Raw genomic sequence first — 15940 nt, forward strand, 5'->3', positions numbered from 1 at the left:
GAGAGGCTCTTTCCCTTTAGTCGATGACTTTCGGAACCAGGTACAGGCCGTTTTCGACCGCTGGTGCGATGGACTGGTAGGCCTCGCGATGATCGGATTCGGTCACGACGTCGGCGCGCAGGCGCTGGCTGGCTTCCAGTGGGTGGGCCAGCGGCTCGATACCGTCGGTATTGACCGCCTGCATCTCGTCGACCAACCCCAGAATGCTGTTCAGGGCAGAAGTGATGTGTGGAAGATCGGCTTCATTGAGGCCCAGGCAGGCCAGATGAGCGATTTTTTCCACGTCGGAGCGTTCAAGCGCCATGGGATTCTCCAGTGGAAAACAGAACGGACGCAGTCGGTCCGTGTGTTAGATTGTCGGAACACTACCGCATTTCTACGGTCCAGTGCCCTGTATCACAACAGGGCATTGGCCGCGATTGTAGGGTTTGGTGCACAGAAAAGCGGCCAATTTAACATATTGGCGCCTTGCCCAAAATCCCTGTCGTTGTTAGAGTTTGCCGCACTTTTTTACCCACGCGTTGCCTAGGGTCCCTTTCCCATGTTCAAGAAACTGCGTGGCATGTTTTCCAGCGATCTTTCCATTGACCTGGGCACTGCCAACACCCTTATTTACGTGCGCGAGCGCGGTATCGTCCTGAATGAACCCTCGGTCGTGGCCATCCGTACCCACGGCAACCAGAAAAGTGTCGTGGCTGTCGGTACGGAAGCCAAGCGCATGCTGGGCCGTACACCGGGCAACATAGCTGCCATTCGCCCGATGAAGGACGGCGTGATCGCCGACTTCAGCGTCTGCGAAAAGATGCTGCAATATTTCATCAACAAAGTTCACGAAAACAGTTTCCTGCAGCCCAGCCCTCGCGTGCTGATCTGCGTGCCGTGCAAGTCCACCCAGGTGGAGCGTCGGGCCATCCGTGAATCGGCCCTGGGTGCCGGTGCCCGCGAAGTGTTCCTGATCGAAGAGCCGATGGCCGCTGCCATCGGTGCCGGCCTGCCGGTGGAAGAAGCCCGCGGTTCGATGGTCGTCGACATCGGTGGCGGTACCACCGAGATCGCGCTGATCTCCCTCAATGGCGTGGTCTACGCCGAGTCCGTGCGTGTGGGCGGCGACCGTTTCGACGAAGCGATCATCACCTACGTACGTCGCAACTACGGCAGCCTGATCGGCGAATCCACCGCTGAGCGCATCAAGCAGGAAATCGGTACGGCCTACCCGGGCGGCGAAGTGCGTGAAGTCGACGTTCGCGGCCGTAACCTGGCCGAAGGCGTGCCACGTGCCTTCACCTTGAATTCCAACGAAGTCCTGGAAGCGCTGCAAGAGTCCCTGGCGACGATCGTCCAGGCGGTGAAAAGCGCCCTGGAGCAGTCGCCGCCGGAGTTGGCATCGGACATCGCCGAGCGCGGCCTGGTGCTGACCGGTGGTGGCGCGCTGTTGCGTGACCTCGACAAACTGCTGGCCCAGGAAACCGGCTTGCCGGTAATCGTTGCCGAAGACCCGCTGACCTGCGTGGCTCGCGGCGGTGGCCGTGCTTTGGAAATGATGGACAAGCACACCATGGACCTGCTCTCCAGCGAATAAGCCTGGCGGTGGTGCATGTTGTTCGCGCCCGGGCAGCACTTTGCAGTGCTGCCCGTTGGCGTTTATCTTCTGCCATTCGTATCCAGGCCGGTCTGATGCCGTATGAATAAAGAAAACATTTGCCTGGGAGGAGCGGCCTATTAAACCGCTTTTCGCCAAAGGCCCCTCATTGGGCGTACGCCTGCTGGTGCTGGCCGTGCTGTCGGTCGCGCTGATGGTGGTCGATGCCCGCTTCACGCTGCTCAAGCCTGTGCGCAGCCAGATGTCGCTGGTGTTGATGGAGTCCTACTGGATCACCGACCTGCCACAGCGCTTGTGGCAGGGTGTGGCCAGCCAGTTTGGCAGCCGCACCGAACTGGTCGCCGAAAACGAAAAACTCAAGACCGAGAACCTGCTGTTGCAGGGGCGCATGCAGAAGCTTGCGGCCCTCACCGAGCAGAACGTGCGGCTGCGCGAGTTGCTCAACTCCTCTGCGCTGGTGAACGAGAAGGTCGAAGTGGCCGAGCTGATCGGCATGGACCCCAACCCCTTTACCCACCGTATCCTCATCAACAAGGGCGAACGCGACGGTGTGTTCCTCGGCCAGCCGGTGCTCGACGCCCGCGGCCTGATGGGCCAGGTGGTGGAACTGATGCCTTATACGGCCCGGGTGCTGTTGCTCACTGACACCACCCACAGCATTCCGGTACAGGTCAACCGCAACGGTCTGCGCGCGATTGCCAGTGGCACCGGCAACCCGGAACGCTTGGAACTGCGGCACGTGGCTGATACCGCCGACATCAAGGAAGGCGACCTGCTGGTCAGCTCCGGTCTCGGCCAGCGTTTCCCAGCCGGTTATCCGGTGGCGACCGTCAAGGAAGTCATCCACGATTCCGGCCAGCCGTTCGCCATCGTCCGCGCGGTGCCGACTGCCGCGCTGAACCGCAGCCGCTACCTGCTGCTGGTGTTCAGCGACAATCGCACCCCGGAAGAGCGCGCCAACGATGCCGCGGTGGCCCAGGAAGCCCAGGACCGGCAGGGCGGGGACTCGGCCACGCCAGGCACCCAGGCGCCGGCGGCTGTCCCGGCTACCGTGCCCAAGCCAGCGACCGCCCCGACCACCCCGGCGGCCCCTGCGCCGGCCACGACGCCGGTGACCCCAGCGGCCCCGGCCACGGCGCCTGCCGCTAACGGCAGCCGTTCGACCAGCCATGCGCCGGCGACGCAGCACGCCCGGCCCGCGCCCAAGCCTGCCACCTCCACGCCGGCCACTGCGCCCGCCACCAGGGGAGCACGAGAAGAATGAGCAGTAAATCCGGTAACGGCTGGATGGTCTGGCTGACCTTTGCCATCGGCCTGTTGCTCAGCGTTTCGCCACTGCCGCAGTTCATGGAAATCCTGCGACCGCTGTGGCTGGCCCTGCTACTGGCCTTCTGGGCGCTGGCCTTGCCGCACAAGGTCGGCATGGTCACTGCCTGGTGCCTGGGCCTGGCCGAAGATGTGCTTTACGGCACCCTGCTGGGGCAGAACGCGTTGATCCTGACCTTGATCACCTTTCTGGTCCTGTCCCTGCAACAGCGCCTGCGGATGTTTCCCATGTGGCAGCAGTGCCTGGTGATCCTGGTGATCTTCGGCCTGGCGCAGTTGGTCCAGCTATGGCTCAGCGCCTTGACCGGCAATCGTCAGCCGACCCTGGCGCTGGTGTTGCCAGCCCTGGTCAGCGCGCTGCTCTGGCCGTGGGTCAGCTTCGGTTTGCGTGGCCTGCGCCTGCGTTTCAAGATCAACTGATTCGGTCAGATATCTACACTTTTTCTGATGAGTTACATCCCTGTCGCGAGGGAGCAAGCGCCCTCGCCACAAAAAGCTGTTTGTGTTCGGATGGCCGTGCTTTGAGAGGGAGATGTCTTGATGAAACCGCTTTACCTCGCCTCAGGCTCGCCACGTCGGCGTGAATTGCTCACACAGATCGGCGTGCCCTTTACCGCCATCAGCGCGGACATCGATGAAACGCCCCTGGATCACGAAACCCCGGCCGCCTATGTCGAGCGCCTGGCGCGCGGCAAGGCCGAAGCCGGACGGCGCAGCGGCGCGGACGGCTGCGTGTTGGGCGCCGACACGGCGGTGGTGCTGGACGGACAGATTCTCGGCAAGCCGCGGGATCAAGCCGATGCCCAGGCGATGCTCATGAGCCTGTCCGGACGCGATCATGAAGTGCTGACCGCCATTGCCGTGCTCGACGACCAGCGATGCGAGTCCCGGGTGGTCCGCAGTCGGGTGCGGTTTCGTCCCATCACAGAACCGGAAGCGGCGGCCTACTGGGCCAGCGGTGAGCCCCGGGACAAGGCGGGCGGCTACGGCATCCAGGGCTTGGGGGCGGTGTTCGTCGCCGGGCTGGAGGGCAGCTATTCTGCGGTGGTTGGCTTGCCGCTGTGCGAAACCGCGCAACTGCTGGGTGATTTCGGCATACCCTGTTGGCAAACCCTGGAGCGCCCCTTGGGCGTCGTCTGACTTGATGCGGCCATAAACGTGAACATGCCTGAACGAGACCCTGCCATGAGTGAAGAGATCCTGATCAACATCACGCCGATGGAATCGCGCGTGGCGGTGGTTGAAAACGGTGTGTTGCAAGAGGTTCACGTCGAACGCACGCAAAAGCGCGGCATCGTTGGCAATATCTACAAAGGCAAGGTGGTAAGGGTGTTGCCGGGCATGCAGGCGGCATTCGTCGACATCGGCCTGGACCGCGCGGCATTCATCCACGCATCGGAAATTTCCATGCGCGAGGGGCCGGCCGTGGAGACCATCAGCGCATTGGTCCACGAAGGCCAGAGCCTGGTGGTGCAGGTCACCAAGGACCCCATCGGTTCCAAGGGCGCACGCCTGACCACGCAGTTGTCGATTCCGTCGCGCTACCTGGTGTACATGCCACGCACGGCCCACGTCGGCATTTCCCTGAAGATCGAAGACGAAGCCGAGCGCGAACGCCTCAAGCAGGTGGTCAGCGACTGCGTGGAAAAGGAAGGCATCAAGGAGGCCGGTGGCTTCATCCTGCGCACCGCCGCCGAGGGGGCCGGTGCCGATGAGATCCTCATGGACATCCGCTACCTGCGCAGGCTCTGGGACCAGATCGCCGCGCAGATCAAGACCATCGCCACCCCCAGCGTGATCTACGAGGATTTGGGCCTGGCGCTGCGTACCCTGCGCGACCTGGTCAGCCCGAAGATCGAGAAAATCCGCATCGACTCCCGGGAAACCTTCCAGAAAACCACGCAGTTCGTCGCCGAGCTGATGCCGGAAATTGCCGACCGCCTCGAACATTACCCCGGCGAGCGGCCAATCTTCGACCTGTACGGCGTCGAGGATGAAATCCAGAAGGCCCTGGAGCGCAAGGTCCCGCTCAAGTCCGGCGGTTACCTGGTGGTGGACCCGGCCGAGGCCATGAGCACCATCGACGTCAACACCGGAGCGTTCGTCGGCCATCGCAATCTCGAAGAGACCATCTTCAAGACCAACCTGGAGGCCGCCACCGCCATCGCCCGACAACTGCGCCTGCGCAACCTGGGCGGGATCATCATCATCGACTTCATCGACATGGAAGATGAAGAGCATCAGCGCCAGGTGCTGCGGACCCTGGAAAAACAACTTGAGCGCGATCACGCCAAGACCAACATCATCGGCATCACCGAGTTGGGCCTGGTGCAGATGACGCGCAAGCGCACCCGTGAAAGCCTTGAGCAGGTGCTGTGCGAGCCGTGCAGCAGTTGCCAGGGCCGGGGCAAGCTGAAGACCCCGGAAACCGTGTGTTACGAAATCTTCCGGGAAATCCTCCGGGAGGCGCGCGCCTACCAGGCCACCGGCTATAGAGTGTTGGCGAACCAGAAAGTGGTGGATCGCCTGCTCGATGAAGAATCGGGCAATGTCGCCGAGTTGGAGGCTTTTATCGGACGCACGATACGTTTTCAGGTCGAAACCATGTATTCCCAGGAACAATACGACGTGGTGCTGCTCTGAAGGGCTCGGGAAGCGGAGAGTCCGCCGTTTTGATCATTTTTTGCCGGGGAGGCCACTGACATGGAGCGTCTGATACGCTTTTTGGCTGCGCTGACCCGCTGGGGGCTGGGCCTGTGTGCATTGCTGCTGGTGCTGGTGGCGTTGTACGTCAGCCTGGGGCGCGAGCTGGTGCCGCTGGTGGCCGAGTACCGTGCCGAGGTCGAGGACCGGGCCGGCCAGGCCCTGGGCCTGCCCGTGCACATCGGCAGCCTCGACGGTAGCTGGAGCGCACTGGCGCCGATCCTGGCCGCGCGCGATGTGGTGGTCGGCGAGGGGCCCAATGCCCTGCACCTGGATCAAGTGCGTGCGGTGCCAGACCTGTGGGCGAGCCTGATGGCGCGCCAGGTGCGTCTTGCTCACCTGGAGCTCAGCGGCCTGAAGATCAGCCTCAAGGAAGGCGCCGACGGCAAATGGGCCCTGGAAGGCCTGCCGGTGCAGGACGACCAGCCTCTCGACCCGCAGCAATTGCTGGAGCGCATGCAGGTGGTGGCCAAGCTGTCGCTGCTCGACAGCCAGGTCACCCTGCAACCCCTCGAACAATCCCCCCTGACCTTGACCTACGTCGGCCTGAGCCTGCGCACGGGCGCGACGCGCCAGCGGCTCGACGCACGCCTGACCCTGCCCGACGGCCAACCCGTGGCAATCAACCTGCGCACCCGGATCCGCGCCAGCGATTGGAAGAATGGCGCGGCCGACGCCTACCTGAGCCTGCCGCAGAGTGACTGGTCCAAGTGGTTGCCCAAGCGCCTGACCGGGCAATGGAATGTCGCCCGGCTCCAGGCCGGCGGCGAATTCTGGCTCAGTTGGGGCGCCGGCACCGTGCAGAGCGCGGCCATGCGCCTGAACGCGCCGCAACTGCAGGGCGGCTATGCCGAGCGCAAGCCGGTGCAGATCCACAACCTGGCCCTCAACGGGTATTTCCAGCGCGGCGACCAAGGGTTCACCGCGACGTTCGATTCCCTGGCGATGAACCTGGGCGAGACCCGTTGGGAGTCGCGCCTGCAATTGCAGCAGAGCAACGCCACCGGACAGGCTGAAGAGCGCTGGCATGTGCAGGCCGATCGCCTCGACCTGACCCCGCTGACCCCGTTGCTCAATGCCCTGGCGCCATTGCCCGAAGGCGTCGCCACGGTCATCGACCGGCTCAAGGTGACCGGCAGCCTGCGTAACGTGCTGCTGGACTACCGGCCGCAGAACACCGGCGACCAGAAGATCAGCTTTGCCACCAACCTCGACACCGTCGGCTTTGATGCCTACCACGGTGCTCCGGCCGCGCGAAACGTCTCGGGCAGCCTCAGCGGCGACCTGGGCGGCGGCGAGCTGCGCATGGACAGCAAGGATTTTTCCCTGCACCTGGACCCGATCTTCGCCAAGCCCTGGCAATACCTGCAAGCCAATGCCCGGTTGACCTGGAAGCTGGACAAGCAAGGCTTCACCCTGATCGCGCCGTACCTGAAGGTACTGGGCGAGGAGGGCCGGATTGCCGGCGATTTCCTGATCCGCCTGCACTTCGACCACAGCCAGGAAGACTACATGGACCTGCGGGTCGGCCTGGTGGACGGTGACGGCCGCTACACCGGCAAGTACTTGCCTGCCGTCCTCAGCCCGGCACTGGATGAATGGCTGCGTACCGCCATCGTCAAGGGCGCGGTGGACCAGGGGTTCTTCCAGTACCAAGGCTCGCTGAACCACGGTGCCGAGGACGCGGCGCGCAGCATCAGCCTGTTCTTCAAGGTGCATGATGCCGAGCTGGCATTCCAGCCGGGCTGGCCGTCGGTCAGCAAGGTCAGCGGTGATGTCTTCGTCGAGGACAGCGGCGTACGCGTCTATGCCAGCCAGGGGCAATTGCTCGACACCCAGGTCAAGGATGTCTCGGTGAACATTCCCCACGTTCCCAGTGGGCAGAGCTCCCACCTGTTGCTGGACGGCGGGTTCACTGGCGGGTTGGGGGACGGACTGAAGATTCTCCAGACGGCGCCAATCGGCACGGCCGAGACGTTCGCCGGGTGGGAAGGCGAGGGCGATCTGCAAGGCAGCGTGAAACTCGACATCCCGCTGGTCAAGGGCGAACAGCCGAAGATCCTGGTGGACTTCGCCACCGACAAGGCCCGGCTCAAGCTCAGCGAGCCGGCGCTGGAGCTGACCCAGCTCAAGGGTGATTTCCGCTTCGACAGCAACAAGGGCCTGAGTGGCAAGGGCATCAGTGCCCGGGCGTTCGACCGGCCCGTGACGGCACAGATCTTTGCCGAGGGCCGTGCCGGCGAACTCAATACCCGGGTCACGGCGTCTGGCCAGGTGGAGGTCAAGAAGCTTGCCAGTTGGCTGGATGTCACCCAACCGTTGCCGGTATCCGGCGTGGTGCCTTACCAGTTGCAGGTGGTCCTCGACGGCGCCGACAGCCAGTTGTCGGTCAATTCCAACCTCAAGGGCGTGGCGGTGGACCTGCCGGCACCTTTCGGCATGGCGGCCGATGTCGGGCGCGATACGTCGTTTCGCATGACCCTGCAAGGGCCGGAGCGGCGTTATTGGGCAACCTATGGCGACCTGGCCCGTTTCGCTTACGCCGCGCCAAGCGGGAAACTGGCCGACGGTCGCGGTGAATTGCTGCTGGGCACGGGCGACGCGGTGTTGCCGGGCGCCAAGGGCCTGCGCCTGCGCGGGACGCTGTCGGAGCTGGATGTCAGTCCCTGGCAGGAGCTGGTGACCCGATACGCTGGACAAGACCCGGGCGGCAGCGCCAAGCAACTGCTCAACAGCGTCGACCTGAACGTCGGCAAGCTGACGGCGATGGGCACCACCCTGGACCAGGCCTCGGTGCAACTCGACCGCAAGCCGGACGCCTGGGGCTTGCGCCTCGCCAGCCAACAGGCCAAGGGCAATGTCACGCTCCCGGATGCCAAGGGGGCGCCGATTGGCATCGCGATGGATTATGTTCGCTTGCCGCCGGTGGACCCGACGGTCCAGGCGGATGAGAACGCCCCGGATCCGCTGGCCTCGGTCGATCCGACCAAGGTCCCGGCCATGGATATCGCCATCGACCAGCTGTTCCAGGGCCCTGACCTCATCGGCGCCTGGTCGCTGAAAGTGCGCCCGACCGCCAAGGGCATTTCCCTGAACAACCTGGACATGGGCCTGCGGGGCATGGTCTTGAATGGCAGCGGCGGCTGGGAAGGCGTGCCCGGTGCCACCAACAGTTGGTACAAGGGGCGCATCAGCGGCAAGAACCTGGCCGATGTGCTCAAGGGTTGGGGCTTTGCGCCGAGCGTGACCAGCCAGGAGTTCCACCTGGATGTGGATGGCCGCTGGCCCGGTTCGCCGGCGTGGGTCGCCACCAAGCGCTTTTCCGGTAGCCTCGATGCGTCACTGAGCAAAGGGCAGTTCGTCGAAGTCGAAGGCAGTGCCCAGGCGTTGCGGGTTTTTGGCCTGTTGAACTTCAACTCCATCGGTCGACGCCTGCGCCTGGACTTCTCCGACCTGTTCGGCAAGGGCCTGAGCTACGATCGGGTCAAGGGCCTGCTGGTGGCGAGCGATGGCGTCTACGTGACCCGCGAGCCGATTACCCTGACAGGACCGTCAAGCAACCTGGAGCTCAACGGCACGTTGGACATGGTGGCTGACCGGGTCGATGCCAAGCTGCTGGTGACCCTGCCGGTGACCAACAACCTGCCGATCGCCGCGCTGATCGTGGGCGCACCGGCGGTGGGTGGGGCGCTGTTCCTGATCGACAAGTTGATCGGTGACCGCGTGGCCCGTTTCGCCAGCGTAAGATACGACGTCAAGGGGCCGTGGAAAGAGCCGAAGATCACGTTCGACAAGCCGTTCTGACAGACGATGCGATAACCCCTGTGGGAGCGGGCTCGCTCGCGAAAGCGCCGGCACAATCAACATTGATGTGACAGGCACACCGCTTTCGCGAGCAAGCCCGCTCCCACAGGGGGAAGGATGCAGACAATGAGGAAAGCACCATGCCAATCGCCGTGATTCAAATGGTCAGCCAGAGCGACGTGCTCGCCAATCTGGCGCGGGCCCATGTGCTGTTGGAGCAGGCAGCTGCCAGTGGCGCAAGGCTGGCGGTGCTGCCCGAGAATTTCGCGGCCATGGGGCGGCGGGACGTGGCCGACATCGGCCGTGCCGAGGCCATTGGTCAGGGGCCGATCCTGCCCTGGTTGAAACAGGTCGCCCGCGACCTCAGGTTATGGATTGTCGCAGGCACGTTGCCGTTGCCGCCGGCGGGCCGGCCCGAGGCCAAGGCCCACGCCTGTTCGTTGCTGGTCGACGATCAGGGTGAGATCGTGGCGCGCTATGACAAGCTGCACCTGTTCGATGTGGACGTGGCGGACAATCGCGGTCGCTACCGTGAGTCTGACGACTATGCTTATGGCGGCCAGGTGGTGGTCGCCGATACCCCGGTGGGCCGGGTGGGATTGACGGTCTGCTACGACTTGCGCTTCCCGGAGCTTTACAGCGAGCTGCGGGCGGCCGGGGCCGAGCTGATCACGGCGCCCTCGGCGTTTACCGCGGTGACGGGCGAGGCCCATTGGGAGGTGCTGATTCGCGCCCGGGCCATCGAGACCCAGTGCTATGTGCTGGCGGCCGCCCAGGGCGGCGTGCACCCTGGGCCCCGGGAAACCTTTGGCCATGCCGCGATTGTCGACCCGTGGGGGCGCGTGCTGGCGCAACAGGATCAAGGCGAGGCCGTGCTGGTGGCCGAGCGCGACAGCAGCGAACAGGCGTCCATCCGGGCGCGCATGCCGGTGGCCAGCCATCGGCGCTTTTTCTCGCAGGGCGCTCGACAGCGGCCTGTCCAAGACGACGAATTCAAGGCGTAGAACATATGAGCGGGTTGTTGTCCTCAGTCAGTGAACACCTTCTAGCCCCCGGTGGCGTGACCCTCGAAAGCCTGCAAGGCGTGCTGGGCGATCTGGCCGGCCCGGGCATCGATGCGGCCGACCTGTATTTCCAGGGCCAGATTTCCGAGTCCTGGTCGCTGGAAGACGGCATCGTCAAGGAAGGCAGCTTCAACCTTGACCAGGGCGTGGGCGTGCGTGCCCAGTCCGGGGAAAAGACCGGTTTTGCCTACAGCAATGCCATCACCCTCGAGGCCTTGGGCGCTGCGGCCCGTGCCGCCCGGTCGATTTCCCGGGCAGGGCAGAACGGCACGGTCCAGGCCTTCAGCAGCCAGGACGTGGCGCAGCTGTACGCACCGGACAACCCGCTGGAAGTCATGACGCGCGCCGAAAAGGTCGAGTTGCTCAAGCGCATCGACGTTGCCACCCGCGCCCTCGATCCACGCATCCAACAGGTGTCGGTGAGCATGGCCGGGGTTTGGGAGCGGATCCTGGTGGCCTCCACCGACGGCGGCCTGGCGGCGGACGTGCGGCCGCTGGTGCGTTTCAACGTCAGCGTGATCGTCGAGCAGAACGGCCGCCGCGAGCGGGGCGGCCATGGCGGTGGCGGGCGCACCGACTATCGTTACTTCCTCAACGAGGACCGCGCCATGGGCTATGCCCGCGAGGCGCTGCGCCAGGCACTGGTCAACCTGGAGGCCATTGCGGCCCCGGCGGGAACCCTGCCGGTGGTGCTGGGCTCCGGTTGGTCCGGCGTGCTGCTGCACGAAGCGGTGGGCCACGGCCTGGAAGGCGACTTCAACCGCAAAGGCAGTTCGGCCTACAGCGGTCGCATGGGCGAAAAGGTCGCCTCGACACTCTGCACCATTGTCGATGACGGCACCCTTGCCGGACGTCGCGGGTCCCTGAGCGTCGACGACGAAGGCACCCCGACCGAGTGCACCACGCTGATCGAAAACGGCGTGCTCAAGGGGTACATGCAAGACAAGCTCAATGCCCGCCTGATGGGCGTCGCCCGTACCGGCAACGGTCGCCGCGAGTCCTACGCGCACCTGCCGATGCCGCGCATGACCAACACCTACATGCTGGGCGGCCAGAGCGATCCGGCGGAAATCATCGCTTCGGTGAAAAAAGGCATCTACTGCGCCAACCTCGGCGGTGGCCAGGTGGACATCACCAGCGGCAAGTTCGTGTTCTCCACCAGCGAGGCGTACCTGATCGAAGACGGCAAGATCACCGCGCCGGTCAAGGGCGCGACCCTGATCGGCAACGGGCCGGAGGCGATGAGCAAGGTGTCGATGGTCGGTAACGACCTGTCGCTGGACAGCGGCGTGGGGACGTGCGGCAAGGATGGGCAATCGGTGCCGGTGGGCGTTGGCCAGCCGACGCTGAAGATCGATGCGATCACCGTGGGTGGCACCGGTGCGTGAAATGCGCCAAGGCTCGTGTAACTCATTGTGGCGAGGGAGCTTGCTCCCGTTGGGCTACGCAGTAGCCCCAATGCGGTCGCTACGCCCGAGGCGTCGTACCGACCGAGCGGGAGCAAGCTCCCTCGCCACAACAAAGGCAACTCCCAAAGGGGAGTGGGCGTGAGCGATCAGCGCAAACCGCGTTGGGTCTCGTCCAGCTCACGGATGTACTTGAAGATTTTACGGCTCGAGGCCGGCGGCTTGTTCTGCGCCACCTCGTGCTGGGCCTGACGGATCAGGGAGCGCAGTTGCTGGCGATCGGCCTCCGGGTAGTCGATGACGAATTTTTCCAGGGTGCCGTCGTCGCCTGCGATCAAGCGATCGCGCCAGCGCTCCAGGTTGTGGAAACGTTCGTTGTATTGCCGGGTGGAAGCATCGAGTTGATCGAGCAGCACCAGGATGGCGTCAGTGTCCTGGTCGCGCATCAGTTTGCCGATGAATTGCAGGTGCCGTTTACGCGCGATGTTCGCGGTGTGCTTGGGCGCATCGGCCAGGGCCCGGCGCAAGGCGTCGGTCAGGGGCAGTTTGGCCAGCAAGTCAGGCTTGAGTGTTGTCAGGCGCTCGCCGAGGTCAACCAGAGCATGCAGCTCGCGTTTGACCTGGGATTTGCTTTTTTCGCCCCCGTAGAGGGCGTCGTCGTAAGAATCAACCATGGTGGCAGTCCGCAAAGAAACGCCGCCATGATAACCAGTCGGGGGCCGCTTGTCCGGCCCGGTCGCTCGAAGGCCTAACCGAAAGCCGAATTTGATGGAGAAAACCAATGAGTGCAGTTCAGAGCGTCGGCCCGCAAGCATTGCCGGCACTGCAGGAGCAGGTCGAGCAGATCCTCGCCGAGGCCAAGCGCCAGGGTGCCAGCGCGTGTGAAGTGGCGGTGTCGCTGGAGCAGGGCTTGTCGACGTCGGTACGCCAGCGCGAGGTAGAAACCGTCGAGTTCAATCGCGACCAGGGTTTTGGCATCACGTTGTACGTCGGCCAGCGCAAGGGTTCGGCCAGCACCTCGGCCAGCGGCCCGGACGCCATTCGCGAAACCGTCGCCGCTGCACTGGCGATTGCCAAGCACACGTCCGAAGACGAAGCCTCGGGGCTGGCCGACGCCGCGCTGATGTGCAAGGAGGCGCGCGACTTTGACCTGTTCCACGCCTGGGACATCACGCCCGAACAAGCCATCGAGCAGGCGCTGCGCTGCGAAGCGGCGGCGTTCGATGCCGACGCGCGAATCAAGAATGCCGACGGCACGACGCTCAATACCCACCAGGGGTGCCGGGTCTATGGCAACAGCCACGGCTTCATCGGCGGCTATGCTTCGACGCGCCACAGCCTCAGTTGCGTCATGATCGCCGAGGCGAACGGCCAGATGCAGCGCGATTACTGGTACGACGTGAACCGCCAAGGCACATTGCTGGCGGACCCGCTGAGCATCGGCCAGAAAGCCGCGCAGCGGGCGGCCAGCCGTCTCGGCGCACGGCCGGTCCCCACCTGCGAAGTGCCGGTGCTGTTTTCCGCCGAGCTGGCCGGTGGGCTGTTCGGCAGCTTCCTGTCGGCGGTGTCCGGCGGCAACCTGTACCGCAAGTCGTCGTTCCTCGAGGGCGCCCTGGGCCAGAAACTGTTCCCGGAATGGATGACCATCGATGAACGCCCACACCTGATGCAGGCCATGGGCAGTTCCGCGTTCGACGGCGATGGCCTGGCGACCTATGCCAAGCCGTTCGTGGAGAACGGTGAACTGGTGTCCTACATCCTCGGCACCTATTCGGGCCGCAAGCTCGGCATGCCAAGCACCGCCAACGCGGGTGGCGTGCACAACCTGTTCGTGACCCATGGCGAGGAAGACCAGGCGGCGTTGCTGCGGCGGATGGGCCGCGGCTTGCTGGTGACCGAACTGATGGGCCATGGCCTGAACATGGTGACCGGTGATTACTCGCGCGGCGCGGCGGGTTTCTGGGTCGAGAACGGCGAGATCCAGTTCCCGGTCCAGGAGGTGACCATTGCCGGCAACCTGCGTGACATGTTCAAGCAGATTGTCGCCGTGGGTAATGATTTGGAGCTGCGCAGTAATATCCGCACCGGTTCGGTGCTGATCGAACGAATGATGGTGGCGGGCAGCTGATCGCCAACGCAATGAAAAGGCGCGTTCTCCCTGACGGGGGGGACGCGCTTTTTTTATGTCCGTGGACTTCTCTTGTGTTGAGTTTGATTATCATTTAATAATGAATCTCATTTTCCGAATGAGCCCGGTCATGAGTTCTGCACTGCACGAGCCACCCTACCTCGAAAGCTGGCGCTGGATGAGTCGCCAGATCCGTTGCGCAATGGACCCGGACGAGCCGCGGCTCATCGAGCACTACCTGGCCGAAGGTCGTTACCTGGCCTGCTGCACCGTCACTTCGCCGTGGATGATTGGCGAAACCGCATTCCGCCTGCTGCTCGACACCGCTTCGGATGTCGCGTTGCCCTGGCACTGGCGAACCCTCTGCCTCGACCAGGCGTGGCGCCCCCTGCGTGACCTCGAACGACAATCCCTGTGCGGCTGCCGCCTGAAGCGTTGGCAGGCGCATGCCTGGGCGCTGGCGACCTGCGCCCTGGAGCCGTCGATCCCTCTTATTGAACTGGTGCAAGGATCTTCCGATGAGTAATACCCGTATCGAACGCGACAGCATGGGCGAGCTTCAGGTCCCGGAGGCGGCCCTCTACGGTGCGCAAACCCAGCGTGCGGTGGATAACTTCCCCATCAGCGGCCAGCGTATGCCCGCGCAATTCATTCGCGCGCTGATCCTGGCCAAGGCCGCCGCCGCCCGGGCCAATGTCGAGCTGGGGCAGATCAGCGCGGCCCAGGGCAAGGCGATCGTGGAGGCCGCCCAGGGTTTGCTCGAAGACGACTTTATGGCGCATTTCCCGGTGGACATCTTCCAGACCGGCTCCGGCACCAGCTCCAACATGAACGCCAACGAAGTGCTCGCTACCCTCGCCAGCCGGTTGCTGGGCGAGCCGATCAACCCCAACGACCACGTCAATTGCGGCCAGAGCAGCAACGACATCATTCCCACCAGCATTCATGTCAGCGCCGCGCTGGCCCTGCACGAACAATTGCTGCCGGCGTTGCTGCACCTGGTGCAGGTGATCGAGCACAAGGCCGTGCAGGTCCACCCGTTCATCAAGACCGGCCGTACCCACCTGATGGATGCCATGCCGGTGCGCTTGAGCCAGGTGCTCGAGGGTTGGGCGCAGCAACTCAAGGCCAACATCGGTCACCTGCAGGACTTGCTGCCGAGCCTGCAAGCGCTGGCCCAGGGCGGTACGGCGGTGGGCACCGGGGTCAATGCCCATCCGCGTTTCGCCGAGCTGTTCAGCCAGCAACTGACGCAATTGACCGGGGTGCAATTCACTCCAGGCAAGCACCTGTTCGCGCTGATCGGTTCCCAGGACACTGCCGTGGCAGTGTCCGGCCAGCTCAAGACCACTGCGGTGTCGCTGATGAAAATCGCCAACGACCTGCGCTGGATGAATTCCGGGCCGTTGGCTGGCCTGGGCGAGATCGAGCTCGAAGGCCTGCAGCCGGGCTCGTCGATCATGCCCGGCAAGGTCAACCCGGTGATCCCCGAAGCCACGGCGATGGTGGCAGCCCAGGTCATCGGCAACGACACGGTGATCACCGTCGCCGGTCAGTCCGGTAATTTCGAACTGAACGTGATGTTGCCGATCATCGCCCAGAACCTGTTGAGCAGCATTGCCCTGATGTCCACCGCCAGCCGTTTGCTGGCGGACAAGGCCATCGCCACGTTCAAGGTCAACGAAGCCCGGCTCAAGGATGCGTTGTCGCGCAATCCGATCCTGGTTACCGCCTTGAACCCGATCATCGGTTACCAGAAGGCCGCTGAAATCGCCAAGACGGCCTACCGGCAAGGCCGCCCGGTCATCGATGTCGCCCTGGAATACACCCATCTGAGCCGTAGCGAACTCGAGGTTCTGCTGGACCCCGAGAAGCTCACCGCTGGCGGCGTTTAACCCGACACACCTGT

General features: G+C 64.0%; 13 protein-coding genes. 11 read left to right on the top strand and 2 right to left on the bottom strand.

Annotated features, from left to right (window positions below):
* Positions 1–16 precede the first annotated feature (16 nt).
* Entirely contained in the window at positions 17–304 is a 288-nt protein-coding gene (gene gatC / locus V5F23_RS04215; RefSeq protein WP_042730612.1) for an Asp-tRNA(Asn)/Glu-tRNA(Gln) amidotransferase subunit GatC, read from the bottom strand.
* A gap of 237 nt (positions 305–541) precedes the next feature.
* On the opposite strand from gatC, the gene mreB reads away from it, so the two are divergent.
* The 8 genes from mreB (at position 542) to tldD (ending at position 11885) form a co-directional block, all read left to right on the top strand.
* Positions 542–1579 carry a rod shape-determining protein MreB gene (mreB, locus tag V5F23_RS04220; protein ID WP_002555108.1) on the top strand — a complete coding sequence of 346 codons (1038 nt, stop codon included), beginning with the start codon at positions 542–544 and terminating at the stop codon, positions 1577–1579.
* A 169-nt stretch (positions 1580–1748) separates the two neighbouring features.
* Positions 1749–2864, top strand: coding sequence for a rod shape-determining protein MreC (gene mreC, locus V5F23_RS04225; protein ID WP_237614162.1), 1116 nt, complete (start codon positions 1749–1751; stop codon positions 2862–2864).
* Positions 2861–3346 carry a rod shape-determining protein MreD gene (gene mreD, locus V5F23_RS04230; protein WP_042730611.1) on the top strand — a complete coding sequence of 162 codons (486 nt, stop codon included), beginning with the start codon at positions 2861–2863 and terminating at the stop codon, positions 3344–3346. Before mreC ends, mreD begins: the two co-directional genes overlap by 4 nt.
* A 120-nt stretch (positions 3347–3466) precedes the next feature.
* On the top strand, positions 3467–4066 hold the full coding sequence (locus V5F23_RS04235) for a Maf family protein (protein ID WP_042730610.1): 600 nt from the start codon (positions 3467–3469) through the stop codon (positions 4064–4066).
* A 45-nt stretch (positions 4067–4111) separates the two neighbouring features.
* Positions 4112–5569: a ribonuclease G gene (rng, locus tag V5F23_RS04240; RefSeq protein WP_042730609.1), complete on the top strand. Its 1458-nt coding sequence runs from the start codon at positions 4112–4114 to the stop codon at positions 5567–5569.
* A gap of 60 nt (positions 5570–5629) precedes the next feature.
* On the top strand, positions 5630–9433 hold the full coding sequence (locus V5F23_RS04245) for a YhdP family protein (protein ID WP_042730608.1): 3804 nt from the start codon (positions 5630–5632) through the stop codon (positions 9431–9433).
* A 140-nt stretch (positions 9434–9573) separates the two neighbouring features.
* Complete coding sequence (locus V5F23_RS04250) at positions 9574–10437, top strand: carbon-nitrogen hydrolase family protein (protein WP_042730607.1); 864 nt, start codon at positions 9574–9576, stop codon at positions 10435–10437.
* Positions 10438–10442: 5 nt separating this feature from the next.
* Positions 10443–11885: a metalloprotease TldD gene (gene tldD / locus V5F23_RS04255; RefSeq protein ID WP_042730606.1), complete on the top strand. Its 1443-nt coding sequence runs from the start codon at positions 10443–10445 to the stop codon at positions 11883–11885.
* A 167-nt stretch (positions 11886–12052) separates the two neighbouring features.
* Here tldD and yjgA read toward each other — a convergent pair whose 3' ends face one another.
* Positions 12053–12577, bottom strand: a complete 525-nt coding sequence (gene yjgA, locus V5F23_RS04260; protein WP_042729892.1) for a ribosome biogenesis factor YjgA — start codon at positions 12575–12577, stop codon at positions 12053–12055.
* 107 nt (positions 12578–12684) lie between these two features.
* Between yjgA and pmbA the strand changes: the two genes are divergently transcribed.
* The 3 genes from pmbA (at position 12685) to V5F23_RS04275 (ending at position 15926) form a co-directional block, all read left to right on the top strand.
* Complete coding sequence (gene pmbA / locus V5F23_RS04265; protein ID WP_042729891.1) at positions 12685–14031, top strand: metalloprotease PmbA; 1347 nt, start codon at positions 12685–12687, stop codon at positions 14029–14031.
* A 130-nt stretch (positions 14032–14161) separates the two neighbouring features.
* Positions 14162–14557, top strand: a complete 396-nt coding sequence (locus V5F23_RS04270; RefSeq protein WP_042729890.1) for a hypothetical protein — start codon at positions 14162–14164, stop codon at positions 14555–14557.
* Positions 14550–15926, top strand: coding sequence for a class II fumarate hydratase (locus V5F23_RS04275; RefSeq protein WP_042729889.1), 1377 nt, complete (start codon positions 14550–14552; stop codon positions 15924–15926). The genes V5F23_RS04270 and V5F23_RS04275 overlap by 8 nt, the downstream gene beginning before the upstream one ends.
* Positions 15927–15940 lie beyond the last annotated feature (14 nt).

The organism is Pseudomonas sp. WP18 (assembly GCF_036689585.1).
GTDB lineage: Bacteria > Pseudomonadota > Gammaproteobacteria > Pseudomonadales > Pseudomonadaceae > Aquipseudomonas > Aquipseudomonas chlororaphis_E.

Bases quoted from the DNA above. Each gene is read 5' to 3' on its own strand.
- gatC (WP_042730612.1), bottom strand. From the start codon at position 304: ATGGCGCTTGAACGCTCCGACGTGGAAAAAATCGCTCATCTGGCCTGC.
- mreB (WP_002555108.1), top strand. From the start codon at position 542: ATGTTCAAGAAACTGCGTGGCATGTTTTCCAGCGATCTTTCCATTGAC.
- mreD (WP_042730611.1), top strand. From the start codon at position 2,861: ATGAGCAGTAAATCCGGTAACGGCTGGATGGTCTGGCTGACCTTTGCC.
- V5F23_RS04235 (WP_042730610.1), top strand. From the start codon at position 3,467: ATGAAACCGCTTTACCTCGCCTCAGGCTCGCCACGTCGGCGTGAATTG.
- rng (WP_042730609.1), top strand. From the start codon at position 4,112: ATGAGTGAAGAGATCCTGATCAACATCACGCCGATGGAATCGCGCGTG.
- V5F23_RS04245 (WP_042730608.1), top strand. From the start codon at position 5,630: ATGGAGCGTCTGATACGCTTTTTGGCTGCGCTGACCCGCTGGGGGCTG.
- V5F23_RS04250 (WP_042730607.1), top strand. From the start codon at position 9,574: ATGCCAATCGCCGTGATTCAAATGGTCAGCCAGAGCGACGTGCTCGCC.
- tldD (WP_042730606.1), top strand. From the start codon at position 10,443: ATGAGCGGGTTGTTGTCCTCAGTCAGTGAACACCTTCTAGCCCCCGGT.
- yjgA (WP_042729892.1), bottom strand. From the start codon at position 12,577: ATGGTTGATTCTTACGACGACGCCCTCTACGGGGGCGAAAAAAGCAAA.
- pmbA (WP_042729891.1), top strand. From the start codon at position 12,685: ATGAGTGCAGTTCAGAGCGTCGGCCCGCAAGCATTGCCGGCACTGCAG.
- V5F23_RS04270 (WP_042729890.1), top strand. From the start codon at position 14,162: ATGAGTTCTGCACTGCACGAGCCACCCTACCTCGAAAGCTGGCGCTGG.
- V5F23_RS04275 (WP_042729889.1), top strand. From the start codon at position 14,550: ATGAGTAATACCCGTATCGAACGCGACAGCATGGGCGAGCTTCAGGTC.